The 22,184-nt window shown below is 72.3% G+C and carries 19 protein-coding genes; 9 read left to right on the forward strand and 10 right to left on the reverse strand.

Annotated features, from left to right (window positions below; all coding sequences use genetic code 11):
- Positions 1-26: 26 nt before the first annotated feature.
- Genes ACQCO7_RS41205 through ACQCO7_RS41230 form a run of 6 tightly spaced genes read right to left on the reverse strand, consistent with a single transcriptional unit; the run spans position 27 to position 5,987 of the window.
- Positions 27-1,241: a cytochrome P450 family protein gene (locus tag ACQCO7_RS41205; RefSeq protein WP_464076632.1), complete on the reverse strand. Its 1,215-nt coding sequence runs from the start codon at positions 1,239-1,241 to the stop codon at positions 27-29.
- On the reverse strand, positions 1,238-2,476 hold the full coding sequence (locus ACQCO7_RS41210; protein ID WP_464076633.1) for a cytochrome P450 family protein: 1,239 nt from the start codon (positions 2,474-2,476) through the stop codon (positions 1,238-1,240). The genes ACQCO7_RS41205 and ACQCO7_RS41210 overlap by 4 nt, the downstream gene beginning before the upstream one ends.
- Complete coding sequence (locus ACQCO7_RS41215) at positions 2,473-3,069, reverse strand: GTP-binding protein (RefSeq protein ID WP_464076634.1); 597 nt, start codon at positions 3,067-3,069, stop codon at positions 2,473-2,475. Before ACQCO7_RS41215 ends, ACQCO7_RS41210 begins: the two co-directional genes overlap by 4 nt.
- Positions 3,044-3,406 carry a DUF742 domain-containing protein gene (locus ACQCO7_RS41220; protein ID WP_464076635.1) on the reverse strand — a complete coding sequence of 121 codons (363 nt, stop codon included), beginning with the start codon at positions 3,404-3,406 and terminating at the stop codon, positions 3,044-3,046. Before ACQCO7_RS41220 ends, ACQCO7_RS41215 begins: the two co-directional genes overlap by 26 nt.
- Positions 3,403-3,828: a roadblock/LC7 domain-containing protein gene (locus ACQCO7_RS41225; protein ID WP_409113847.1), complete on the reverse strand. Its 426-nt coding sequence runs from the start codon at positions 3,826-3,828 to the stop codon at positions 3,403-3,405. The genes ACQCO7_RS41220 and ACQCO7_RS41225 overlap by 4 nt, the downstream gene beginning before the upstream one ends.
- Complete coding sequence (locus ACQCO7_RS41230; RefSeq protein ID WP_464076636.1) at positions 3,825-5,987, reverse strand: ATP-binding protein; 2,163 nt, start codon at positions 5,985-5,987, stop codon at positions 3,825-3,827. Before ACQCO7_RS41230 ends, ACQCO7_RS41225 begins: the two co-directional genes overlap by 4 nt.
- A 397-nt stretch (positions 5,988-6,384) precedes the next feature.
- On the opposite strand from ACQCO7_RS41230, the gene ACQCO7_RS41235 reads away from it, so the two are divergent.
- Positions 6,385-8,871 (forward strand): glycoside hydrolase family 127 protein, encoded by a 2,487-nt coding sequence (locus tag ACQCO7_RS41235; protein ID WP_464076637.1) that lies wholly within the window; start codon positions 6,385-6,387, stop codon positions 8,869-8,871.
- Positions 8,872-9,052: 181 nt separating this feature from the next.
- Complete coding sequence (locus tag ACQCO7_RS41240) at positions 9,053-9,817, forward strand: chitosanase (protein ID WP_464077423.1); 765 nt, start codon at positions 9,053-9,055, stop codon at positions 9,815-9,817.
- A gap of 12 nt (positions 9,818-9,829) precedes the next feature.
- Here ACQCO7_RS41240 and ACQCO7_RS41245 read toward each other — a convergent pair whose 3' ends face one another.
- Positions 9,830-10,873 (reverse strand): GAF domain-containing protein, encoded by a 1,044-nt coding sequence (locus ACQCO7_RS41245; protein WP_010357331.1) that lies wholly within the window; start codon positions 10,871-10,873, stop codon positions 9,830-9,832.
- A gap of 668 nt (positions 10,874-11,541) precedes the next feature.
- On the opposite strand from ACQCO7_RS41245, the gene ACQCO7_RS41250 reads away from it, so the two are divergent.
- From ACQCO7_RS41250 to ACQCO7_RS41280, 7 genes are all read left to right on the forward strand, one after another.
- Positions 11,542-13,491 carry a beta-ketoacyl synthase N-terminal-like domain-containing protein gene (locus tag ACQCO7_RS41250; protein WP_464076638.1) on the forward strand — a complete coding sequence of 650 codons (1,950 nt, stop codon included), beginning with the start codon at positions 11,542-11,544 and terminating at the stop codon, positions 13,489-13,491.
- Positions 13,488-15,005: an amino acid adenylation domain-containing protein gene (locus ACQCO7_RS41255; protein WP_464076639.1), complete on the forward strand. Its 1,518-nt coding sequence runs from the start codon at positions 13,488-13,490 to the stop codon at positions 15,003-15,005. Before ACQCO7_RS41250 ends, ACQCO7_RS41255 begins: the two co-directional genes overlap by 4 nt.
- Positions 15,006-15,077: 72 nt before the next feature.
- On the forward strand, positions 15,078-16,262 hold the full coding sequence (locus ACQCO7_RS41260) for an FAD-dependent oxidoreductase (RefSeq protein ID WP_464076640.1): 1,185 nt from the start codon (positions 15,078-15,080) through the stop codon (positions 16,260-16,262).
- Positions 16,263-16,490: 228 nt separating this feature from the next.
- Entirely contained in the window at positions 16,491-18,836 is a 2,346-nt protein-coding gene (locus tag ACQCO7_RS41265; protein WP_464076641.1) for a sensor histidine kinase, read from the forward strand.
- Between the two features lie 30 nt (positions 18,837-18,866).
- Positions 18,867-19,298, forward strand: a complete 432-nt coding sequence (locus tag ACQCO7_RS41270) for a roadblock/LC7 domain-containing protein (protein WP_010357337.1) — start codon at positions 18,867-18,869, stop codon at positions 19,296-19,298.
- Positions 19,291-19,665, forward strand: a complete 375-nt coding sequence (locus tag ACQCO7_RS41275; RefSeq protein WP_464076642.1) for a DUF742 domain-containing protein — start codon at positions 19,291-19,293, stop codon at positions 19,663-19,665. The genes ACQCO7_RS41270 and ACQCO7_RS41275 overlap by 8 nt, the downstream gene beginning before the upstream one ends.
- Complete coding sequence (locus ACQCO7_RS41280; RefSeq protein ID WP_010357339.1) at positions 19,646-20,242, forward strand: GTP-binding protein; 597 nt, start codon at positions 19,646-19,648, stop codon at positions 20,240-20,242. Before ACQCO7_RS41275 ends, ACQCO7_RS41280 begins: the two co-directional genes overlap by 20 nt.
- 85 nt (positions 20,243-20,327) lie before the next feature.
- Here the strand turns inward: ACQCO7_RS41280 and ACQCO7_RS41285 are convergent, their stop codons facing one another.
- From ACQCO7_RS41285 to ACQCO7_RS41295, 3 genes are read right to left on the reverse strand one after another with little or no spacing between them, the layout of a single operon-like run.
- Positions 20,328-20,759, reverse strand: a complete 432-nt coding sequence (locus tag ACQCO7_RS41285) for a hypothetical protein (protein ID WP_464076643.1) — start codon at positions 20,757-20,759, stop codon at positions 20,328-20,330.
- A gap of 55 nt (positions 20,760-20,814) precedes the next feature.
- The gene (locus tag ACQCO7_RS41290) at positions 20,815-21,561 is read right to left on the reverse strand and encodes a class I SAM-dependent methyltransferase (RefSeq protein WP_464076644.1); all 747 of its coding nucleotides are present in this window, start codon (positions 21,559-21,561) and stop codon (positions 20,815-20,817) included.
- Between the two features lie 10 nt (positions 21,562-21,571).
- Complete coding sequence (locus ACQCO7_RS41295; protein WP_464076645.1) at positions 21,572-22,153, reverse strand: CGNR zinc finger domain-containing protein; 582 nt, start codon at positions 22,151-22,153, stop codon at positions 21,572-21,574.
- Positions 22,154-22,184 lie beyond the last annotated feature (31 nt).

Here is a 22,184-nt window from a genome sequence, read left to right on the forward strand (position 1 = left end):
CGGGGGACCGGTCGCACCCCACGAAGTCACCCCCGCAGCCGCACCGGGATCTCCTGCCACCCGAACGCGATGAACGACGGCACCTGCTTCAAGTCGTCCTTCTCCAGCGCCACTTCCGGGAACCGCGCGAACAGCGCGGCCAGCGCGTACGACGCCTCCATGCGGGCCAGCGGCGCCCCGATGCAGCGGTGCACACCGAGCCCGAACGCCAGGTGGTCGTCCGCGCCGCGCGCCGCGTCGAAGACGTCCGCGTCACCGCCGTAGTGCGCCGGGTCGACGCCGGCCGCCGCGTACGTCGTCAGGATCGCGTCCCCGGCCGGGACCGTCACCTCGCCGACCGTCAGGTCCTCCACCGCGAACCTCAGCGGCAGGGACGCGATCGACGGGTGCACGCGGAGCGTCTCGTCGATCACGCCGTCCCAGGACAGCTCTCCGGCGCGGACGGCCGCGAGCTGCCCGGGGTGGCGCAGCAGGGCCACGACCGCGTTGCCGATCAGGTTCACGGTCGTCTCGAAGCCCGCGCCGATCACCAGCAGCAGCGTGTACAGGAGCTCCTCGTCGCTGAGCCGGTCGCCGTCCTCGTCGCGCATCCGGATCAGCTCGGTCGTCATGTCGTCGCCAGGCTCCTCCCGCTTGCGGACGATGAGCGTGCCGAGGACCGCGCCGATCTGCTCCTGCACGAACGCCGCGTGCTCGGGGGAGGGGTCCGAGGTGTCCATGATGGCCGCGATCAGCCGGCCCGTCGCATCCCTCAACTCCTCGGGGACACCGAACAGTTCGCAGATGATCCGCATCGGCAGGGGATGCGCCAGCGCCGCCCGCAGATCGACGGCGTCCGCGCCCTCCAGGGCGTCCAGCAGCTCCGTCGTGATCGCCTCGACGCGCGACCGCAGCGACTCCGTACGGCGCGCCGTGAAGCTCGGCGCGACCAGTCTGCGCAGGCGCGTGTGGTCCTCGCCGTACGTCGAGAGCATGTTGACGACGCCGACCCAGCCCAGCACCCAGCCCCAGGACGGGTGTTCGGGGACCTCGGGCCACAGCCGCCAGTGTCTGCGCGGGTCCTTGCTGACCCTCGGGTCGAGGAGCAGCTCCTTCAGCGTGTCGTACCCGGTCGGCGCCCACGCCGGGATCCCGCCGGGGAGCTCCACCGGCACGATCGGGCCCAGGGCGCGTAACCGCGCGGACTCGGCGGGGATGTCGGCGCCGAACGGGTCGATCGCGATGCGGTCGGTCATGGTCACGTGGGATCTCCAGGCTGGTCGGGACTGCGAGGGGTGAAACGGACGGGCAGGGCCCGCAGGGACCGGTGGAACGGGCCCGGCCGCCAGGCGAGCCGCTCGCGCGGCAGCACCGGTTCGAGGTCCGGCAGCCACTGCGTCAGGCGCTCGATGGCCTCGGTGACGATGAGCAGCGTGTGCTGCTTGACCGGACAGGCGTGCGGGCCCGCGCCCCACGACAGGTGCGAGGCGTCCGAGGGATGCCGCCCGCCGGTCACCTCGCGCTCCGCGAAGTGACCGAGCGCGCCGTACGACACGACCACCGGGACCGTCTCCGGCAGCCACACGCCGTGGAAGGCGACCGGCTCGCGCGCGTAGTAGACGCCGTAGTTGGCGAGCGGCGTCTCGTGGTGCAGGACCTCCACCACCGCGTCCATCACCGGGCGGGCGCCGCTGGTGAGCGTCGAGTAGTACAGGTCGTTGCCCAGGATGCGCGACAGGGTGTTGGAGACCAGGTTCGCCGTCGGCTCGATCCCGGCGCCCAGCGTCAGGAACACCTGCCAGGTGACCTCCTCCTCGGTCAGCCCGAGGGGATGGTCCAGGAGACGGCTCGGCAGATCCTCGCCGGGGTTCTCTGCCTTCGCCGCGACCAGGTCCAGGACGTACCCGGCGTACTCCGCCTCACCGGCCGCCGCCTCCGGGCCGCCCTCCATCATCCGCGCCAGGCCCCGGTGCAGCCGGTCGCCCTGGCTGTCGGGCAGCCCGAACAGGTCGTTGAAGACCAGCGCCAGCAGCGGGCGCGCGAACTCCTCGACCAGGTCGGCCTCACCGCGCGGCCCGATCCGGCCCACCACGAGCCGTACCGCCCGGTGCACGCGGGCCCGCAGGTCGTGCGGCTCGACCATGTCGAACACGTCGAGGAGGGTACGGCGGTAGCGGACGTGGGCCGCGCCGTCGGAGAACAGGGCGTTGGGCCGCCAGCGCATCATGCCCAGCACCGGCGAGTCCACCGGGACGGTCGTCTCCCAGGCGCGCGGGTCGTGCGAGAACGTCGCGTCGTCGTGCAGGATCTCCAGCGCCGCCCGCCGGTCCGTCACCACGAACGCCGTGATCCCGGGCGCCAGTTCGGCCCAGCCGACCGGGCCCTGCGCGCGCAGGGCCGCGTAGTAGCGGTGCGGATCCGCCGCGAAGTCGTCCTCCCACAGCCGCACGGGGGCGGAGCGGGAGAAGTCGCGCTGGTCCGGGGGATAGGTGGTCACCGGGGCTCCCTGGAGACGAGGTGGTCGACGAGCGCGAGCAGCGCGTCGATCGAGGAGTTCGCGTCCCGCGCGTCGCACGTCACCATCGGCGTGCCCGCCTCCAGGTCCAGCGCGCGCCGCAGCCGCTCGTGCGTGTGGTGGCGGGGGGAGTCGGGGAACGCGTTGATCGCGACCGCGTACGGCAGCCCGCTGTCCTCCACCAGCCCGAGCACGTCGAACGACGCCCCGATCCGGCGGCTGTCCACCAGCACCAGCGCGCCGAGGGCGCCGTACGAGATGTCCTCCCACAGCTCACGGAACCGCTCCTGGCCCGGAGTGCCGAACAGGTACAGCACCACCCCGCCCGGCAGGCTGATGCGGCCGAAGTCGATCGCGACCGTGGTCGTCGTCTTGTCCCGCACCCCCGCGAGGTCGTCGACGTGCGCGGACGCCTGCGTGAGGCGCTCCTCCGTGTGCAGCGGCGTGATCTCGGAGACGGAGTCGATGAGCGTGGTCTTGCCGACCCCGAACGGGCCCGCGACCAGGATCTTCACCAACTCCTGTGCGCTGTCCGGGAGATGCGGGGGGCTAACGCTTGAGGGCGCGGAGGCCATCGGCCACTCTCTTCAGCAGGTCGGGGTCGTAGTGCGCGGCGGACGCGACCGGGGCACGGGCGAGCAGCAGCTCCCTGTCCAGCAGACCGGCGATCAGCACCCGCACCGCCGACACGGGCAGCCGGAGCACCGCCGCCACCTCCACGAGCGCCAGCGCACCCCCCGACAGCGCGTCCAGCACGGCGAGTTCGGCCGCCGAGAGCCCTTCGGGGAGCGGCATCGACGGGTCGCGGGCCAGGACGGTGAGCCGTTCAAGACGGGGACGGCTCGGGCGGGCGACCCCGCCGGTGGACAGGTAGGCGGGCACCAGGGGCCGGCCGGGCGGACGCCCCGTCACGCGGGTCCGGCGTCGTCGGCTCCTCGGGGTACGGCCGCCATGGCCTTCTCGCCGAGCCGCGCGACCTGCGAGTGCACGCGGTGCGCCAGCAGATCCAGGCGTACGTCCACGGTGCCGTACGCGGCGACACAGGTCCCGTGATCCGTCGGCACGATCAGCACGTACCCGTGGTCCGACTCGATCACCACCTGCCGTACGACGGCCCGTTCCGCGTCCGCGAACGCGGCGGCGGCCGTGCGGCAGGCGCCCTGCACGGTGCTCGTGATCGCCGCGACGCGCTCCGCCGAGGGCTGCGAGAGGGCGTCCGTGTAGCCGGTGATCAGGCCGTCGCGGGTCAGGATCACCGCCGCGATCACCTGCGGCACCTCAAGAATCGGCTCCAGCACCCAGGCCGTGTTGTCACCCGTCTCGGGAGTGGTCATCGCGTGGGGCCTCCTTGTCGTTCGGTCCGCTCGAAGTCTAGGTGGGGGTCGGGCTCGTGCGTGGGGGCGGGCCGGGGGGCGGGCTCGAACAGGGAGAACGGCACGAACTCGGGTTCGGGGTCGGGGGCGACTCCGGGGCCGGGTGCTGCTTCCGGTTCCTGTTCAAGCTCCGTCTCGGGTTCCCGTTCCGGTTCCGGTTCCGTGAGGGGCGTGGTGACGCGGGACCAGTCGTACGACGTGCCGTCGGTGACGGGGCGGTCGTGGGTGTCGTCCTCGGGGGTGGGGACGGCGACCTGAGGCCACTCGTGGGTCTCGTCCATCGCCGGGTCCTCGGGCGGGTCGAGATCCGGGGAGGCCCAGACCGGGGGTGGCGGGGTGTCGTCGTTGGACCAGTCGTCCGCCGGGTCCGGGGTGACGGGCGGGCGGGGGATCGGCTGGGCGGGGGTGTGGTCCCAGTCGGGGGTCGGGGTGAGGCGGAGGGTCTCGGTGCTGGAGCCGTCCCGTGCCGTCGCGGTCCAGTGGTCCTGCGGCGAGGCCGCCGTGCCGTCCCGGCCCGAGCGGGCCGCCGCCGTGCCCGACTGGAGGGCGCCGAGCGCTGCCGCCGACTCCTCCGGGGTGCGCGCGGGGTGCCGGGGCGAGGACCACTCCTGGCCGCCTACCGGGCCCTGCGGGGTGCTGCCGCTGGGGGCGGGGCGGGCGGTGCGGTTGCGGCGGCGGCGCTGCGGGAGGTCGCCGAAGTCGAAGTCGTCGTCCGGGATGTCGGGGGGTGTGGGGGTGGTGAGGTACGGGTGGGCCGTGGCGGGGGCCGGGTGCGGTGTCGGCTGCGAGGGTGCCGACGGGGCCGGGGGCGACGGGGGAGGCGTCGGCGTTGGTGGGGCCGGAGGCATGGGCCGGGCCGCTGAGGGCGGTGCGGTGGCCGGTGCCGGTGCCGGTGCCGGTGGGCGCGGCGCGGATGCCGTTTGGTGCGCTGCGGATGCCGCTGGATGCGGAGAGGACGGGGCGGTCGGTGCGGATGCGGTTCGGTGCGGAGCGGTCGGCGTGGATGCCGTCGGCGCCGTGCCGGGTGTCTCCCGGGCCTCGGGGTGTTTGCGGGTCGTCCGGGGTGCGCTCACCGACGGGGGGCGGCGCGTCGGGTCGAGGCGGGTCAGCAGGTGCGTGCCGATGCGCAGGACCGCGCGTACCCCGCCGTACGGCGACGCGGACGTCAGGTCGACGGCCAGCTCGAACTGCCGGGTCAGGCGGCCGATCGCGGCGAGGCCCATGCGCGGCGGGTCGCCGAGTTCCGTGAGGTGGATCGGCGCGTCCCCGGCGACGAACCGCTGCGCCCGCTCCCGTTCGTCCCGCGTCATGCCGACGCCCGCGTCGTCGATGGTCACGCACACCCCGTGGTGGACGTGTTCCAGTCCCACGACGACGTCGGTGTCCGGCGCGGAGTGCCGCAGCGCGTTGTCGAGCAGTTCGGCGACGATGATGGCGACCGGCTCGACCGCGTGCGAGACGAGCGCGGTACCGGGTTCGAGGTGGTTGTGGACGGCGACCCGGTGGTACCCGGCGAGCCGGGCCTGCCCTCCGGTCACCGCGTCGACGAGGTGCGACTCCTCCCGCGCGAGCCCCACCCACGCCCCGCACACCACGGCCGTCACCTGGGCCCGCCGCAGCGACTGCTCGTTCTCGTGGTCGAGCCGGAACAGGGTCTGCGCCAACTCCGGTTCGTCGTACTGCTGCTGGAGTCCGCGCAGGGCGTCCTGGAGCCGGTAGAGCGCGGCCTGGATCTCGCGGGTCGCGCCCCGCATCCCGGCCTGCGCCGCCGCGTCGACCCGGTTGCGCTGGGCGGTGACCTCGACGCGCAGCGCCTCCAGGACCTTCTCCAGCGCGAGCCCGAGGGGCGTGCCGACGGTGAGCGGCTGGAGCGGGCCGGGTATCTCCAGGTGCGGATGGGAGATCCGGCGTGCGGCGGCGGGCAACCGCGCCCCGGCGAGGTGCTCTACCTCGGCGGTGAACGCCCGCACGGAACCGTCGAGTTGGGTGCGCAACGCGGCGATCTCGGCCCGCTGCCGAGTCTGCCTGCGTCTGGCGCGCAGCAGGCCGCCGCCCAGAACGAGCGCGGACAACGTGCCGGCGGCGAGACCACCGACGGCCAGGTCCGGTAGTTCGATCATCGAATCGGTATCCAGGAAGGGCCGGGCGCCCGACGAGAACACACGGGCAGGGGAAGAGGTCACCAGCGCCCCGGTGGGGCACTCGCAGCACAGTACACACCGTCATCGACCGCTCTCGCACGGTCGAGTGTCACTTCCCTCCGAATCGCTCCGCCAGTTGTGCGCTTCTGCCCACGAGTGTCGGAAATTCCGTCCGGGAAACCGCAGTTGGCGTTGAACAGGCCGCGCTCCGGGCCCGTACTGACAGGCAGCGCAACGACCGATCGCCGACCCCGGAGACCGGAAATCACCCATGCCTCCCTGACCCCGTTGACACCACCGGCCCGATGCCTACCGTGGACCCCGCACAGCGAATCGCCCGATATCCGGTATTTCGAACCGTACGGCGGAGGCTTCGTTGACCCCCCTAGGCAGACGCCCGTTCCTCGTGGCGGCGAGCGCCCTGACGCTGACCGGCATCCCCACGGCCACAGCGCACGCGGCTCCCGGCACCTCGGCAAGTCCCTTCCCGCTCACCGACGTCCATCTCCTCGACGGACCGTTCCGCGACAACCAGCGCCGCAACACGGCCTACCTGCGCTTCGTCGACCTCGACCGCCTGCTCCACACGTTCCGCCTGAACGGCGGTCTGCCGTCCACCGCGCAGCCCTGCTCCGGCTGGGAGGGCCCGGGCGTCGAACTGCGCGGCCACTCCACCGGCCACCTCCTCTCCGGCCTCGCCCTCACCCACGCGAACACCGGCGACACCGGACTCCGTGACAAGGGGCGCCGGTTGGTCGCCGCGCTGGCCGAGTGTCAGGCCGCGTCACCGGCGGCCGGGTTCGGCGCCGGGTACCTCTCCGCGTTCCCGGAGAGCTTCTTCGACCGGCTGGAGGCGGGGACCGGCGTCTGGGCGCCGTACTACACGCTGCACAAGATCATGGCCGGGCTCGTCGACCAGTACCGCCTCTCCGGCAACGAGCAGGCCCTCGACGTGGTGCTGCGTAAGGGCGACTGGGTGGACCGGCGGACGGCGGACCTGTCGTACGAGCGGATGCAGCGGGTGCTGGACACCGAGTTCGGCGGCATGAACGACGTCCTCGCCGACCTGCACGAGATCACCGGCGACGCCCGCTGGCTCACCGTCGCCGAACGCTTCGCCCACGCCCGCGTGTTCGACCCCCTCGCGCGCGGCGAGGACCGGCTCGCCGGGCTGCACGCCAACACGCAGATCCCGAAGATGGTCGGCGCGCTGCGGATGTGGGAGGAGGGCCTCGACGTCCGGTACCGGACGATCGGCGAGAACTTCTGGCGGATCGTCACCGGCCACCACACCTACGTCATCGGCGGCAACAGCAACGGCGAGGGCTTCCACGAACCCGACGTCATCGCGGGCCAGTTGTCCGACAGCACCTGCGAGAACTGCAACAGCTACAACATGCTGAAGCTGACCCGGCTGCTGCACTTCCACGCCCCCGGCCGCACGGACCTGCTCGACTACTACGAACGCGCCCTGTTCAACCAGATGCTGGGCGAGCAGGACCCCGGCTCCGCGCACGGCTTCAACATCTACTACACCGGCCTCGCCCCCGGCTCCGCCAAACGCCAGCCGTCCTTCATGAGCCCCGAGGACGCCTACTCCACCGACTACACGAACTTCTCCTGCGACCACGGCACCGGCATGGAGACCCACGCCAAGTTCGCCGACACCATCTACACCCACGACGAACAGCGGCTCCTGGTCAACCTGTTCATCCCGTCCGAGGTCGACTGGAAGGCCAAGGGGATCACGTGGCGGCAGACCACCCGCCTCCCCGACCAGGACACGACCACCCTCACGGTCACCGCCGGACAGGCCCGCCACGCCCTCGTCGTCCGCGTCCCCGGCTGGGCCCGAGGCGCCCGCGTCCGCCTCAACGGCCGTACCCTGCCCGACCGTCCGGCCCCCGGCACCTGGTTCACCCTCGACCGCGCCTGGCGCCCGGGCGACCGCGTCGACGTCACCCTCCCGCTGCGCACGACCGTCGAGGCGACCCCCGACGACCCCGAGGTGCAGGCGGTCCTGCACGGTCCCGTCGTCCTCGCGGGCGTGTACGGCGACCGTGCGAACCCGTGGCTGCCGCGCCTCGAACTCCCCACCGTGCGGCGGGAGTCGGCCGACCCGCTCAGGTTCACAGCGCGGGCCGACGGTGAACAGGTCACTCTCCTGCCGATCGCCCGCGTCCACCACCAGCACTACAGCGTGTACTGGCAGACCGGTGAACCCACGCCCCCGCCACCGGAGTTCGCCGCCTGGCACCCCTTCGACGAGACGTCCGGGACGAGCGCGTCCGACGCGACCGGCAACGGCAAGGCGGCAACCCTCGCGGGCGGCGCGAGCTGGACGCAGGGGCGCACCGGCGGCGCGGTCGCCCTGGATGGTGTGAACGGCCATGTCGCCCTGGCCGAGGACCTGTTGGCGGGCGCCTCCGCCCACACCGTCGCCGCATGGGTCCACCTCACCGGCCAACCCGCCGCGTGGACACGGATCTTCGACTTCGGCACCGGCGTCACCGCGAACATGTTCCTCACCCCGCGCAGCGACTCCGGAACCCTCCGGTACGCCATCACCGCGGGCGGCGGCGGAGCCGAACAGCGCATCGACGCACCCCCGTTGGCCACCGACCGCTGGACCCACGTCGCCGTGACCTACGGTGCCGGGACCGCCGTCCTGTACGTCGACGGCACCGAGGCCGGCCGCAACACCGCCGTCACCGTCGAACCCCGCCACTTCGGCAACCACATCCGCGTGGCCTACCTCGGCCGGTCCCAGTACGCCGACCCGTACCTGAAGGGCGCGCTGGACGACGTCCGCGTGTACGGCAGGACCCTGGACGCGGCCGAGATCGCGGCACTGGCCCGCTGACCGCAGGGGGGGGGCGCCCGCTCACCAAGCACGCCACCGCCACGCCGACTTGCGAGCGCCCCCACCACCCGGGCACGGTACGGACCGTGCCCACCTCGCTGACCGTCCCCCGCACTTCGTCCCCCGACTGCCAGGCCCTCTGCGAAGCGGCGGGGTTGGCGGAGTGAACACTCCCGCGTTCATCAGCCGCCGCAGCGCCCTCGTTCTCCCCTTCTTCGGCGTGTCGTCCTTCCGGGCCGCGCCTTCCGGCCTCGACACCCCCGCCAAGAAAGAACTCGCCCTCCAGCTCGTCTCCAGCGCCGAGAACTCCTCCCTGGACTGGCGTGCCCAGTACCCCTACATCGAGGACATCCACGACGGCCGCGGCTACACCGCCGGCATCATCGGCTTCTGCTCCGGCACCGGCGACATGCTGAAACTGGTCGAGCTGTACACGAGGCGCAGGCCCCGTAACGCGCTCGCGCGGTACCTGCCGGCCCTGCGCTCCGTGTCGGGCGGCGCGTCGCACCGGGGGCTGGACCCGTTCTTCGTGCGTGACTGGCGTGTCGCGGCCCGGGACGCCGTGTTCCGGCGTGCGCAGGAGGACGAGCGGGACCGGGTGTGTTTCGCCCCGGCGCTGCGGCAGGGGAGGGCGGACGGGCTGCGGGCGCTGGGGCAGTTCGCGTACTTCGACGCGTACGTCATGCACGGCGAGTCGGGCTTCGCCGGCATCCGTGAACAGGCCACAGCACGCGCGAGGACCCCCGCGAGGGGCGGCGACGAGCGGACGTACCTGACCGCCTTCCTCGACGCCCGGGTCCGGGCGATGCGCCGGGAACCCGCCCACCGGGACACCAGCCGCGTCGACACCGCGCAACGCCTCTTCCTGCGCGCGGGCAACCTCGACCTGGTCCCGCCCCTGGAGTGGAAGGTGTACGGCGACCACTACCGCGTCGGCCGAGGCTGACCCCCGCGCCCCTCAGTGGCGCGGACCGAAGAAGTCCACCGGCGTGGTCGCGCCGCCGCTCATCGCCCCGTTGCCCATCTGCTCGAACCGCTGCTGCACGTTGGCCGCGAACGCGTGGGACTGCTTGGCGGAGCTGTGCCCGCCCGCGTTCATGGCGACCGTGAGTATCCCGCTGACCGGCGCGCTGGGGGAGGTGCGCACCGGCGTGCACAGGAAGTCGAACTCCTGCGGGGACGGCGAGTCGTACGTCTTGATCCGGCCGCCGCCGAGCGTGGTGGTCTGCCCGCTGCGGAACGCGTCGTCCATCGCGTTGAACACGCCGATCGCCTCCAGCCCGGGCAGGACGTGCCGGCCCCGGCTGAACTGCGGGACCATGCCGAACGCCTGGCCCTGCTTGCCGTTGGCGTAGCGCAGGAGGTGCTCGGGGCCCTCGGTCAGCATGATCGGGAAGGGCGCGCCGTCGAACACCGCGAACAGCTCCTGCTGCTGGGCGAGGAGGCTGTCGCGCAGCCGGAACTCCGACAGCAGCGTGTCGGCCAGCTCCTTCATGCCCTCGCGGATGCCCGCGTCCCAGGTGCGCGGCTTGAAATCGGCCACGCAGACCGTGCCGAGGATCATGCCGGTGTTGTCGCGCAGCGGGGTGCCGAGGTAGGAGCGCACACCGAGGTCGTTGACCAGCGCGTTGCCCTTGAAGCGCGGGTAGTCGAACACGTCGTCGAGGGCGAGCTGGGAGCCCATCGCGACGGCGTGCGGACAGAAGCCGTAGTCGCCGGGGGCCTCCCGGGTGAGGTTGGAGAGGTCGAAGGTGACCGAGTTGCCCGCCGCGTCGGTCCGCGCGCCCGGGTCGGTGGGGGGCGTGTACATGCCGCGGAACATCTGCTGCTCGTCGCTGATGAAGTTGACCATGGCCAGTGGCGACTGGCTGAACCCGGCCGCGAGCCGCGCCACCCGGTCGAAGGTGGCCTCCGCGCCGACCGCATTGAGGCCGAGAATCTGCAGCCGCAGCCGGCGCTGCTCGCCCGCCAGACGGAGTTCTTCAGGTGAGAGGGAGTCCATGAGATCAGATCAAAGCAGAACTCCGCGTGGTGCGAGGAGCCTCCCCCGGCGATCCCGGTCACTTCAGCCCCGGGCGTAACCAGCTTGTCACCTGCGGTGGTTGGCGAAAGAGGCCCTTGCCAAGCGGACTTCGGGGCCTGGTTGACGGGTGCTCAACTTTTGATTCTGTCCAAAAAGCGCCGTGTTTCAACCAACGCCGATCACTTCCCGTCATTCCTTGCGGCGGCCGTCGCGCGATGTGGTTGAGGCGTACGACAATCGTGCGACGGGCGTGTTTTCGACGCTAACGTGTTCGACTCGCCATGACATCGAGGAATCGAAAGTGTGTCTGAAAATGGGGTGTCGAGCCCGGTGTGCGGCGTTCCCGTCCAGGGGGGACGTGTCCGGCGCAGGGGGAAGAGCTGTTCCGGTGGGGGACCGGTGTGCGGAGCGGGGGGTCCGCGCAGGCTGAACAGGCCCTAGGCACGCGCCTGTCGGGCGCGGGTCTGTCCTTTCGACTTCGTCGACCGCTCCGCGCGCCGTCGCGCTGCGGTGACGGCCGTCACCCATGGCGTGCACCTCCGGCCTGAGGTGTTGCCGAGATCTCGTCGTCTTTTCGCCGCCCTGCGGGCAAGATCAACACTACTGTCGCGTAACGACGGTGGCCGAGTATGAAATGGAGTCAGCTCATGAACAGCTGCGAGGCGGATGCCCGCTGCGTGGCGGTGATCGGCATGGCCTGCCGGCTGCCCGGCGCCGGCGGCGCCGACGAACTGTGGGAGCTGCTGCTCGACGGTGTGGACGCCACCGGGGACACCCCGGCCGAGCGCTACGACGCGGACGCCCTGCACTCCGCCAAGGGCGCCCCGGGCCGGATCACCGCCCGCCGTGCCGGCTACGTCGCGGAAGCGGGGGAGTTCGACGCCGCCTTCTTTGGCATGTCCGAGGCAGAAGCGGCCCAACTGGACCCGCAGCAGCGCCTGCTGCTGATGACCGCCTGGGAGGCACTGGAGGACGCCGGCCGCACCGCCGCCGAACTGGCGGGCACCCGGACCGGCGTCTTCGTCGGCAACGCCCGCTCCGACTACCTCGAAATCGCCCTGCGCCAGGGGGCGGACGGCGCCGACGCCGCCCAGCTGAACAACTTCCGCTCCCTGCTGCCCGCCCGGGTCTCGCACTTCCTGGACCTGCGCGGCCCGAGCGTCGTCGTCGACACCGCCTGCTCCTCGTCCCTGGTCGCCGTCCACCAGGCCGTGCAGAGCCTGCGCGCCGGCGAGAGCCCCCTCGCGCTCGCGGCCGGCGTCAACCTGGTGCTGCGCCCCGACGAGGCCATCGTGATGAGCCAGGCCGGCGGCCACTCCCACGACGGACGCAGCCGCTTCGGCGACGCGGCGGCCGACGGGCACGCGCCGGGCGACGCGGTCGGCGTCCTGGTCCTCAAGCGCCTCGACCGCGCCAAGGCCGACGGCGACCGCATCCGCGCCGTCATCCGCGGCAGCGCGGTCGGCAACGACGGCCGCACCAGCGACACCGTCCTCAACCCCTCCCTCCAGGGCCAGCTCGACGTCCTGCGCTGGGCCTACGAGGACGCCGGCGTGAACCCGGCCGACGTCGACTACGTCGAGGCCCACGGCTCCGGCTCCCCGTCCCTGGACCCCCTCGAACTCACCGCCCTCGGCGAGGTCCTGGGCGCCGGGCGCCGGGCCGACCGGCCGCTGCTCGTCGGCTCGGTGAAGACGAACGTCGGTCACGGCGAGGCCGCCGGCGGCATGGCCGGGATCATCAAGGCGGTGCTCTGCCTGGAGCACGGCCGCATACCCGCGAGCCTCCACCTCAGCACCCCGCGCCCCGACCTCGACTGGGACACCCTCCCCGTCCGCGTCCCCGGCGAAGCCCTCGACCTGCCCGAACGCGACGGCCGCCCCGCCTACGCCGGAGTCTCCGGCCAGGGTTCCGCCGCGCTCAACGCGCACGTCGTCCTCAGCGAGGCCGCCCCGCCCGCCCCCGCCGAGGACCCCGAGGGCAACGACACCCCCTACCTGCTGGCGCTCTCCGCGCGTAGCGCCGAGGCGCTCACCGACCTCGTCGCCGCCTACGTCCGCTACCTCGCCCCCGACGGCGCCGGAGCCGCGTACCCGGTCCGGGACATCTGCCACACCGCCGCCCTGCGCCGCGACCACCACGAAGGGCACCGGCTGGCCGTCGTCGGCACCGGCCACAAGGACCTGCGCGACGCGCTCATCAGCGGCGCGGCCCACGCCGAGGGCCCCCTCGCCGAACTCGCCGCGCGCTACACGGTCGGCGAGGACGTCGACTGGGAGACCGCCGTCGGCAAGGAGGGCCGGTACGTCCCCGTACCCGGCTATCCCTGGCAGACCAAGCGGTACTGGACCGGCGAGCGCGCCGGGTCCGAGGGCGACGACCTCGCCTCCTGGGTGCTGAGCGAGCACGCCCGCACCGGCTTCGGCGAGGACTCCACCCTCACCGACATCGGCATCGACTCCCTCGCCAAGCTCCGCATCGTCGTCGACCTCGCCAAACGCACCGGCCAGGACGTCGACCCCGAGGAACTCGGCCAGGTCCGCACCGTCGGCGAACTGCGCACGTGGACGCGGACCCTCCTGGCGGCCACCCGATGAGCCGACCGTACGACCTGTACGGCCGGTTCGCCGAGGCCGCCGAGAAGTACCCGGACGAAACGGCCCTGGAAGTCGCCGGGACCGAGCTGACGTACCGTCAGCTCCGTCGCGCCGCCGAAGAGCTGGCCGAAAAAATCGGCCAGGTGCAGCGGGTCGGCCTGCTCGCGTCGCGCACCCTCCCCGCGTACGTCGGCTGGCTCGCCGTCCTGCGGGCGGGCGCGGCCGTCGTCCCCCTCAACCCCGAGCACCCCGACGCCCGCATCGCGGAGATCGGCCGCTCGGCCGGGCTCGACCTGATCCTCGCCGACGCGGCCGAGGAGGGCATCGGCTCCGTCGGCGTCCCCGTCGTCACCGTCGCCGCCGAAGAGGCCGTCGCCTGGGCCGAGTCGGACACCCCCGCCCGGCCGTACGAACCGGCCGCCCCCGGCAGCCCCGCCTACCTGATCTTCACCTCCGGCTCCACCGGCCGCCCCAAGGGCGTGCCCGTCGCGCACCGCAACATCTGCGCCTACCTCGACGACCTCGCCGGCCGCTACGGCATCGGACCCGGCAGCCGGCTCTCCCAGTGCTTCGAGCTGACCTTCGACGGCTCGGTGCACGACCTGTTCGTCACCTGGGCCGCCGGCGGTACGCTCGTGGTGCCCCGCCGGGCCCAGCTCATGTCACCCGTCAGGACCGTCAACACCCTGCGGCTGACCCACTGGTTCTCCGTCCCCTCCCTCATCTCCTTCGCCTCCCGCCTCGGCACGCTCACCCCAGGGGCGATGCCGACGCTGGAGTGGAGCGTCTTCGGCGGCGAGCCCCTCCCCCTCCAGGCCGCGCGGGAATGGCGCGAGGCCGCACCACGCAGCCGGATCGACGTCCTGTACGGCCCCACCGAGGCGACCATCTCCTGCACCGGCCACCTCCTGCCCGACGACCCCGCGAACTGGCCCGACACCCCGAACGGCACCGCCCCCATCGGAACTCCCCACCCGGGCGTGGAAGCGGTACTGCTCGACGAGGACGGCGGCCCCGGCGACACCGGCGAACTGTGCGTGCGCGGCGCACTGCGCTTCTCCGGCTACCTCGACCCCGCCGAGAACACCGGACGCTTCCTCGACGAGGAGCTGCGCCCCGCCACCGGACCGCCCACCGACGGCCACTGGTACCGCACCGGGGACCGGGTCGCCCGTCAGGGCGGCATCCTCGTCCACCTCGGCCGCACCGACCACCAGGTCAAGATCCGCGGCCACCGCGTGGAACTGGGCGAGATCGAGGCCGCCCTGCGCCGCCGAGGCGGCGTGCGCGACGCCGCCGTGGTCGCCGCGACCGCCGCCGACGGCGAACCGGAGCTGCTGGCCGCCGTCAGCGGGACCGACCGCACCCCGGACGCCCTGTACGAGGCGATCGGCGGCGAACTGCCGCCGTACATGATGCCCCGGCGCATCGCCGTCCTCGGCGAACTGCCGCTCAACGCCAACGGGAAGATCGACCGGCGGGCCCTGCTCGCCTCACTGGGACAAGGCTTGTGACACCCGAGGAGCACACCGCTCCTCCCACCCCCCACACCTCATCCCCTAGTTGCCGACATGTAAGGCTCCGACATGTTCGACGCCATCGTGGTGGGGGCGCGCTGCGCCGGTGCACCCACCGCCATGCTGCTCTCCCGAGCCGGGTTCCGGGTCCTCATAGTGGACAAGGCGGCCTACGGCACGGACACGCTCTCCACCCATCTGCTGCATCAGCCGGGCGTCGCCGCCCTGGCACGCTGGGGCCTGCTGGACACCCTGCGTGAGACCGGCTGCCCGCCCATCGAGCGGGTCCGCTACGAGGTCGACGACATCAGGCTCGACGGCTGCGCCCGGGGCGTGGACGGCCAGCGCGCGGCGTACTCCCCGCGCCGCAACATCCTCGACCCGCTCATGATCGACGCGGCCGTGGAGGACGGCGTCGAATACCGCGAACGGTACGAAGTGAACGGGCTGCTGCACGACGACACGGGGCGTGTCGTGGGGGTACGGGGAAGATCCGGGGGAAAGACCTTCACCGAAACCGCCCGCCTCGTGATCGGCGCGGACGGTATGCGCTCCACCGTCGGCGCCCTCGTGGGAGCGCCGTACACCGTCGAGCACCCCCGTCTGACCTGCGCGTACTACGCGTACTACCCGAAGGTGACGGACGCCCTCGAACTCTACGAGAAACCCCGCAGCTGGGTGGCCGCCGTCCCCACCCACGGCGACGCGACCCTGGTCCTCGTCTACTTCCCGCAGGACCGCTACCAGGAGGTCCGCGCCGACGCCCAGGCCGCCTACCTGAAGCAGGTCGAGGACACCGCGCCCGAGCTGTACGGCCGGATCGAGGGCCTCGAACCGCTGGAGAAACTGCGCGGCACCGGCCGCCAGCAGAACTTCTTCCGCAAGGCCAACGGCCCCGGCTGGGTCCTCGTCGGGGACGCCGGACACCACAAGGACTCCATCACCGCGCGCGGCATCAGCGACGGCTACCAGCAGGTCGAACTCCTCACGGGACGCCTCGCGGACGCCCTCGGCGACGACCCCGCCGTCCTCGACACGGCCCTCAAGGACTTCAGCGAGGACCGCGACCAGGCCCTCATGGGCGGCTACGAGGCGACCCTCGGTGTCGCCCGCCTCGACCCCCACGAGCAGAGGCTCTCCCTGCTGAGAGCCGTCCAGCAGGACGAGGAACTCACCTCGATCTATTTCGACACAGTTGCCGGAATCGCCCCGGCGAGCGCGCTCTTCACACCGAAGCTCCTCGCCCTCCTGTGACCCCTTGCCCGAACCTGCCCGCCCTTCGACGGGCTTGTGCCGGTGTCAACTGTGCCGTGACGTGCGGAAGTTGCCTCAGGCGTATGCTGACGCTGCGCCATGATCCTGATACGGTGCAGCTCATCGCCGACATTCGAACACGCCGAGTAAACCGGCCGGACGGAAAGACCCCCCACAGGGACCGACCGTCCGCCGGCCCAGGTGTGTCGCTGCTGTACGAGGAATCAGATGCCAGGCATCCGCGACCGGCGGACCCGTGACCGCTCCGCCCCCCGCAGTCCGCGACTGCGCTCCTCGTTCGTCGTTCCCTTCGTGGTCCCCGCGGTCTGCCTCACCTGCCTGTGGGGTTCGACGGCGGCCCACGCGGCCGACGAGCAGGGCCACGCCGACCGTGTGACCACCCGTACGCTGCCGCACGACGCGTCCTCCCCCCTCGAAGGGCCGGACGCGCCCGCGGCCCTCCCCGGTTCCGCGACCGGCGGACTTTCCGGGCGCACCACCGCGCCCGAGGAGAGCGCGCTGATCGAGGAGTACCGGGCGATACGCGCGGACCTCGCGCAGGCGGCCGAGACATACTTCGTCCCCGCGACCTTCCGGCAGACCACCGGCTTGGCCGACGAGGGCCGAACGCCCGTCGTCCACACGGATCACACCGACCTCGCCGCCGTCATCGGCGTCCGCGCCGACGCCCTCCTGATCGGCGCGCTCACCGGCGCCGTCGCCGCCCTCGCCCCGGTCCTCGCCGCCTGGCTCGTCGCCCGGCGCCGCAAGCGGGCCTCCGCGAACGAACTGCGCGACCTGCACGCCTACGCCGAGGAACTCGCCGGCCGCCGCCTCCCCGAGGTCCTCGCCCGCGTCGAGAAGGGCGAGCGCGTCGACCCCGCCACCGCGCTCGGCCTCGGCACCCGCCGGCGCGGCTCCGAGGAGATCGCCCGCCTCGCCGCCGTCGTCGACCGCGTCGCCCTCGTCTCCGTCGACACCGCGATACGCCAGCACATGGGCCGCGAGGGCACCGAGAAGGTCGTCGCCCAGCTCATCCGGCGCACCCAGATCCTGCTGCACCGCCTCATCGCCCTCCTCGACGACCTGGAGCGCAAGCACGAGGACTCCGACCTCCTGCACGACATCTTCAAGGTCGACCACCTCGCCACCCGCGCCCGCCGGCACGCCGAGAACCTGATGATCCTCAGCGGCACGCCCACCGGCCGCCGCACCAACGCCGCCGTCCCCATCACGGACGTCATGCGCGCCTCCGTCGCCGAGACCGAGGCGTACACCCGGGTCAAGGTCAAGAACGCCCCCGCCGACCGCCGTACGGCCCTTGCCGCGCGCGCCGTCTCGGACGTCACGCACCTGCTCGCCGAGCTGATCGAGAACGGCACCAGCTTCTCCCCGCCCGAGACCCAGGTCGCCGTCAGCGCGATCCGCGTCGCCAAGGGCCTCGCCATCCACGTCGAGGACCACGGCCTCGGCATCCCGCCCGCCCAGCGCCACCAGGCCAACCAGCTCCTCGCGCACCCGCCGCGCCTGGACCTCACCGCCCTCGGAGAGGACCCCCGCCTCGGCCACTTCGTGGTCGCCAGGCTCGCCGAGCGCCACGGCATCAAGGTCGAACTGCGCGAGTCCGTCTACGGCGGCACGCTGAGCATCGTCCTCGTCCCCGTCGACCTCCTCGAAGAGGTCGGCTCCCCGGTCCTCGACCAGCTCCAGGCCGCCGCCGCGGCCACGATGGACGCCGCCCTCACCGCGCCGGAGCGCCAGGGCCTCGCCGCCGGCACCGAGCAGGTGCCGGCCGGCGCCGAACACCTCCTGGTCGGCGCGGGCGCGCACACCTCCACCGGCTTCGACCTGCCCACCCACACCCGGCTCGCCGACTACGACGGCTTCCCCGAGTACGCGGGCGCGGGCCTCCTCCCGCCGGTCGCCGGGCACCCCGAACCCCAGCCGTCGTACGACCACCAGCCGGCCGCGTACGACCCCCTGCCCGCCGAACCCGTCGCGTCGTACGGCACCGTGTCCTACGACAGCACGCCCTACGACAACGTGTCCTCCGCGGCCTACGACAACGTGTCCTCCGCGACCTACGGCAGCGGCCTCACCGCGCCCGAGGCCCCGGCGGAGTACGGGGCGTCCTACGAGCCGTACCCCCCGCAGGCCCCCGGGCCCTACGGCCCCGGGGGTACAGGGCTGTACGCGGAGCAAGCGGTTTCCCCCTCCTACCAGGAACCGCCGCAGAGCCCGCAGTACGGCTACGGCACCGCCGCGACCCCGGCAGCCGAGCAGTACCAGCGGCAGGACCGCCCCACGACACCCCAGGCGGCGGCACCCATGACGGGCAACTCCCCCCTGACCACCCCCGACGTACTGCCACGGCGCACCCGTGGGGCCGCCCTCGCGCAGCAACTGCGCAAGGAGGCCGCCCAGTTCGGCGAGGGCGGGGAGCCCGACGAGAGCGTCATCTCTCCCGACGTGTCGGCCCGCGCGCTGAGCGCCATCCAGAGGGGCCTGAAACGAGCGCAGTCGCCCGAGACGGACCCTCCGCCCCTCGGGCAGTACGACGACGAAGGGCCCTGATGCATACCCAAGGTGAAGGAACGTTACGGAATGAGTGAGCAGGTACACCCCGGTCCGCAGCTGGACTGGCTGCTGGACGACCTGGTGGACCGAATCCCCGAGATTCGTTGTGCTGTCGTGCTGTCGGGGGACGGCCTCCTCATCGGCAAGTCGAAGGACATCCGCCGCGACGACGCCGAGCACCTCTCGGCCGTCGGGTCCGGCGTGCACAGCCTCGCGCGGGGCGCCGCACGCCACTTCCACGGCGGACCCGTCCAGCAGACGGTCATCCAGATGGAGAAGGCGTACCTCTTCATCACGGCGGCCGGGCAGGGCGCGCGCCTCGCGGCGTTCGCCTCGGACACCGTGGACATCGGCATGATGGCCTACGAGATGGGCACCCTGGTCAAGCGCGTCGGCACCTATCTGAGCGCTCCGCCACGGATGCAGGGCCCTCCTGGCGGCCTGGGCCAGGATGTCTGAGCCCCGTTGGTCGGAGGCGTCCGGCGGGGGGCGTTACTTACGCCCCTACGCCATCACGGGCGGCAGGACCCGGCACTCCCAGCACGCCTTCACGCTGATCACCCAGATCGTCTCCCGGTCCGTGGCGGACACGGACCAGGAGGCGGTCGAGCCGGAGGCGGCCAAGATCCTGGAGCTGTGCCGGGACCGGGCGGTGGCGATCGCCGAGATCGCCGCCCTGATGGACCTGCCCGTGAGCGTCGTGAAGATCCTGTGCGGAGATCTCCTCAATACCTCGCTGATCCTAGTCCAGTCGCCGCCCGGCAAGGAAAGCCAGCCGGACGTCGAACTCATCGAAAGGGTGATGGATGCCATCCGTCAACTCTGAACCCGTCCTGCCGACCGCACTGAAGATCCTGGTGGCGGGCGGATTCGGCGTCGGGAAGACCACGATGGTGGGCTCGGTGAGCGAGGTGCCGCCGCTGGAGACCGAGGAGCGCATGACCGAGGTCAGTCGCGGCGTCGACGACCTCTCCGGCGTGGAGAACAAGGTGGCCACCACGGTCGCCATGGACTTCGGCCGGATCACCGTCGCCTCCGACCTCGTCGTGTACCTCTTCGGCACGCCCGGCCAGGACCGCTTCTGGTTCATGTGGGACGACCTCGCGAACGGGGCGCTCGGCGCGATCGTCCTCGCGGACACCCGCCGCCTCGACGCCTCCTTCGCCTCGATCGACTTCTTCGAGTCCCGGGAGATCCCCTTCGCGGTCGGCGTCAACTGCTTCCACGGACGCCGCGAAGCCTCCGTGGAACAGGTCCGCGCGGCCCTCGACCTCGACCCCGGCATACCGGTCGTCCTGTGCGACGTCCGGGACCGCAACTCCAGCCGCGAAGTGCTCCTCTCGGTGCTCCAGGTGGCCCGGATGCGGGCCGCTGCGCGGCTGAGCAGGCTGGGGCACGGCTGAGTTTCCGAGGGGGAGGGAACTGTCGCTGGTCAGGTGCGGCGCCGTCGTGGCCTATTGCGCCCACGCGGCGGAGCCGCAGATCGATTCAGCCCCGCGCCCCTGGTGGGGCTTCCGCTAGTCGGTACGTCGCGGTTCGTGGTGCTTTATCCGGCTTGTCCGCTGTGAACGTGAGCGTCACGCGGGTGTAGTGCCGGACCTTCCCTGTGCTCGGGGTGTCCAGGCGGACCCTCACCGGGTAGCTGTGGAACGTGCCCGCCGCGCAGTACGGGACGCAGTCGTTGACCGCGTTCAGGCCCCGGCCCTCCGCCTCGGCCGAGGTCCAGCGGGACCAGTGCAGCGCGGTCAGGCGGCTGTTGCCGTCGCCGCAGGCCAGGACGTAGTCGGCGGGGCGGGTCCGGGGCTCTCCCGCGCAGTCCAGGAGGACCGTGCGGGAGTGGTGGGTCGGGGTAGTGCCTGCCGCCGCCAGGGACGCCGCCGCGCACAGCGCCAGGGCGGTCCTCTTCATGTACCTGGGCATGTCCGCTCCCTGCACCGGTCGTCGTTCACTGTCGACGCTACGACCCTCGGCGGGGCTACACCACTTCTCGGGCGCGCTCTCGGGCTCGGGCGAAGAACACGAACTCCTTGCCGGGGCGGTCGGGGGCGTCTCTGACCTCCTCGACGGTGAAGCCGTGGGACGTCAGGGCGGCGGTGACCTCGTCGCGCTCGCGGAAGCGGAGGGTGGACAGGGAGCGGAGTTCCTCGCCGGTGGCCTTGAGGACGATCACGGTCCGGAAGGTCACGAGGGGCCAGGAGACGTCGGTGACCTCGTGCCAGGTCTCCACCTCGCCGGTGCCGGGTACGTGTACGAGGCGGCGGGACCGCCCGGGGTTCCACTCCTCCCATGCCCGCCGCGCCGGGTCCCGCGTCTCGAACACGAACCGGCCGCCGGGGCGGAGAGCCTCGCGCACACCGCGCAAGGTCCCTTCCCAGAGCCGTTCGTCCACGACGGCCTGCGCGGCGTTGCCGGTCATGACGGCCAGGTCCACGCCGAGGCCGGGCAGCCCGGTCGCGTCTCCGTGCAGCCAACGCACCTTGTCCGCACCGGACTTGGCGCGCGCGAGGTCCAGTGAGGCGCCCGCCGGGTCAACTCCCGTGACGTCGAAGCCCTGTTCGGCGAGCAGGAGCGCCAGGGTGCCGGTGCCGCAGCCGACGTCCAGAATCCGGCGTGCGCCCAACTCCCTTGCGATGCCCGCGTATACGTCGAGATCTGGGCGGTCGCTGTCGAGCGGGTCGTAGAAGGCGGCCAGCCTCGGATTCGTGTACGCCTCGTCCGTCATGCCGCTCAGGCTAGGGAGGACCGGAACCGTCCGCATCCGCATTCCGTGCCCTGCGGTGTGCCGCCACCCGTTCCCGCGTCGCGCAGCGGGCCGAGCAGTAGCGGCGGGTCGAGCCGCTCGTGCTCGTCACGAAGACGTTCTCGCAGGCCGATGCCGCGCACACGCCGCCCGGCGGGAGCTGGCGGTCCCACAGGAGGACGGCCAGCGTCATGCAGGACGACGCGAGGAACCACTCCGCCCAGGGGGCCTCGTCGTGCCGGTCCAGGTGGAGGTGCCAGGGGGTTCCGCCGCCGTGGGAGGTCAGGCGTACGGGGCCGCAGCCCTCGGCGAGGAGGCGGTTGAGGCGTCCGGCCGCGGTGTCGACGGACCCGGCGGCGAACACCTCGCGCAGGCGCAGGGCCGCTTCCCTCATGCCCTCGACGTCACCGGGGGACAGGTCCAGCGGTTCGGCCTCGCCGTACTCGCGCAGCACCTCGGCGACGGCGTCCGTACGGGGTTCGCCGGACGTGAGGACATTGACGAGGGCGACGGTGCGGTGGGCGGTGCGGGCGGGGGAGTGGCGGGTGAACCAGTCGTCGGGGGAGGGCTCCATGAGGGCGAGTGTAACGGCCTTGGCTGGATAT

The sequence above is a fragment of the Streptomyces saintjeani genome (assembly GCF_055409605.1).

What these genes read in the sequence shown, in the direction of transcription:
- ACQCO7_RS41215 (WP_464076634.1), bottom strand. Translation starts at nt 3,069, where the DNA reads ATGGCCTCCGCGCCCTCAAGCGTTAGCCCCCCGCATCTCCCGGACAGC.
- ACQCO7_RS41225 (WP_409113847.1), bottom strand. Translation starts at nt 3,828, where the DNA reads ATGACCACTCCCGAGACGGGTGACAACACGGCCTGGGTGCTGGAGCCG.
- ACQCO7_RS41230 (WP_464076636.1), bottom strand. Translation starts at nt 5,987, where the DNA reads ATGATCGAACTACCGGACCTGGCCGTCGGTGGTCTCGCCGCCGGCACG.
- ACQCO7_RS41245 (WP_010357331.1), bottom strand. Translation starts at nt 10,873, where the DNA reads ATGGACTCCCTCTCACCTGAAGAACTCCGTCTGGCGGGCGAGCAGCGC.
- ACQCO7_RS41250 (WP_464076638.1), top strand. Translation starts at nt 11,542, where the DNA reads ATGAACAGCTGCGAGGCGGATGCCCGCTGCGTGGCGGTGATCGGCATG.
- ACQCO7_RS41255 (WP_464076639.1), top strand. Translation starts at nt 13,488, where the DNA reads ATGAGCCGACCGTACGACCTGTACGGCCGGTTCGCCGAGGCCGCCGAG.
- ACQCO7_RS41260 (WP_464076640.1), top strand. Translation starts at nt 15,078, where the DNA reads ATGTTCGACGCCATCGTGGTGGGGGCGCGCTGCGCCGGTGCACCCACC.
- ACQCO7_RS41265 (WP_464076641.1), top strand. Translation starts at nt 16,491, where the DNA reads ATGCCAGGCATCCGCGACCGGCGGACCCGTGACCGCTCCGCCCCCCGC.
- ACQCO7_RS41270 (WP_010357337.1), top strand. Translation starts at nt 18,867, where the DNA reads ATGAGTGAGCAGGTACACCCCGGTCCGCAGCTGGACTGGCTGCTGGAC.
- ACQCO7_RS41275 (WP_464076642.1), top strand. Translation starts at nt 19,291, where the DNA reads ATGTCTGAGCCCCGTTGGTCGGAGGCGTCCGGCGGGGGGCGTTACTTA.
- ACQCO7_RS41280 (WP_010357339.1), top strand. Translation starts at nt 19,646, where the DNA reads ATGCCATCCGTCAACTCTGAACCCGTCCTGCCGACCGCACTGAAGATC.
- ACQCO7_RS41285 (WP_464076643.1), bottom strand. Translation starts at nt 20,759, where the DNA reads ATGCCCAGGTACATGAAGAGGACCGCCCTGGCGCTGTGCGCGGCGGCG.
- ACQCO7_RS41290 (WP_464076644.1), bottom strand. Translation starts at nt 21,561, where the DNA reads ATGACGGACGAGGCGTACACGAATCCGAGGCTGGCCGCCTTCTACGAC.
- ACQCO7_RS41295 (WP_464076645.1), bottom strand. Translation starts at nt 22,153, where the DNA reads ATGGAGCCCTCCCCCGACGACTGGTTCACCCGCCACTCCCCCGCCCGC.